Here is a 1,584-nt window from a genome sequence, read left to right on the forward strand (position 1 = left end):
TACCAGGCGCGAGCCGCCGAGCGAAGCGAGGCCAGCCAGCTCAGCGCGAGCCGCCGAGCGACAGCGAGGCCAGCCAGCTCAGCCTTGCGGGAGAATCGAGCGCATGTATGTGATACGCGAGCGGTTCTTCAGCATCGGCGACGACTTCGACATCGTCGACGATCACGGCGACAAGGTGTTCCACGTCGACGGCAAGGTGTTCAGCGTACGGAACAAGTTGGTCATCGAAGATCCCTCCGGCGCGGAGGTGGCGAGCGTGCACCGGCACCTGGTCTCGTTGCGTCCGACGTACGAGGTCAGGATCGGCGGGGAAAAGGCCGCCGAGGTACGCAAGAAGCTGTTCACGCCGTTCCGGGAGAAGTTCACCATCGATGTCCCCGGCCCGGACGACCTCGAGATGAAGGGCGACCTGATCGACCACGAGTACACGATCGACCGTGGCGGCCGCGAGGTCGCGGCGGTGTCGAAGCGCTGGCTGACGATCCGGGACACCTACGCGGTGCAGATCGCGGCCGATCAGGAGCCGCTGCTCGTCCTCGGCAGCGTCCTGGCGCTCGACCTCGCCCTGGCCCGCGACAAGTAGGCGCTCGTAACTGAGTGACTACGCAAGGTGACTCATACTTTCGGCTAGTCAGCGATGGCCCACTCGGCTAAGTTGTTCATAACCGAACGGCCAAGCATGCGTGGGTTACGACGAATGATCGACAAGCGTCGACCCCGTGCCGAGAGTGACACCCTGACCGACCGGGTCCGGCGGCCACCGCCGGGCCAGGCTCTCCGGACGGGTGCCAGGGAGGACACAGCATGACCGTCACCGTGACGCAGTCCGACGTCTCCGCGACCGAGACCGTCGACGCTCCAACGGAAAGCGCCGCCGAACTCCTCAACGCCATGGCGGCGATGCCGGTCGGGAACGCGTCCCGCGCGGCGCTGCGGGATCGCGCGATCGAGGCGTGGTTGCCGCTGGCCCGGCATCTCGCCCACCGCTACTCCGGCCGCGGCGAACCCACCGACGACCTGATCCAGACCGCCACCGTCGGACTCATCAAGGCCGTCGACAAGTTCGACCCCGACCGCGGCGTCGACTTCGCCGGCTACGCCATCCCCACCGTCATCGGCGAGATCAAACGTCACTTCCGCGACCGCACCTGGTCGGTCCGGGTGCCCCGCCGGCTGCAGGAACTGCGCCTGGCCATCACCGAAGCCAACAGCACCCTGACCCACACCCTGGGCCGATCCCCCACCGTCACCGACATCGCCCACCACCTCGGCGTCACCGACGAGGACGTGCTGGAAGGCCTGGAAGGCGCCCGCGCCTACAACGCCACCAGCCTGTCCACCCCGATCAACGCCGACGGCAGCACCGAACTCGGCGACACCCTCGGCGCCGAGGACCACGAGTACGACCTCGCCGAAACCCGCGTCGCGCTCGGCCCCGCGCTGGCCACCCTCGACGAACGCGAACAGAAGATCCTCACCCTGCGCTTCTACGGCAACCTGACCCAATCCCAGATCGCCGACCAGGTCGGCATCTCCCAGATGCACGTCTCCCGCCTGCTCACCAAGGCCCTCACCAAGCTGCGC

The 1,584-nt window shown here is 67.4% G+C and carries 2 protein-coding genes; both read left to right on the forward strand.

Translation table 11 applies throughout. The features are described 5' to 3' along the window. The first annotated feature begins 103 nt into the window (after nucleotides 1-103). A complete protein-coding gene (locus VGR06_RS14560; RefSeq protein ID WP_327559600.1) occupies nucleotides 104-583 on the forward strand; it encodes an LURP-one-related/scramblase family protein in 480 nt (159 codons plus the stop codon). 221 nt (nucleotides 584-804) lie between these two features. Beyond that, on the forward strand, nucleotides 805-1,584 hold a 780-nt coding region (locus VGR06_RS14565; RefSeq protein ID WP_327559601.1), incomplete at its 3' end, for an RNA polymerase sigma factor SigF.

It is taken from the genome of Actinophytocola sp. (genome assembly GCF_036002505.1).
Lineage (GTDB): Bacteria > Actinomycetota > Actinomycetes > Mycobacteriales > Pseudonocardiaceae > DASYTH01.

Coding starts and splice junctions, on each gene's coding strand:
- VGR06_RS14560 (WP_327559600.1), top strand. CDS start 104: ATGTATGTGATACGCGAGCGGTTCTTCAGCATCGGCGACGACTTCGAC.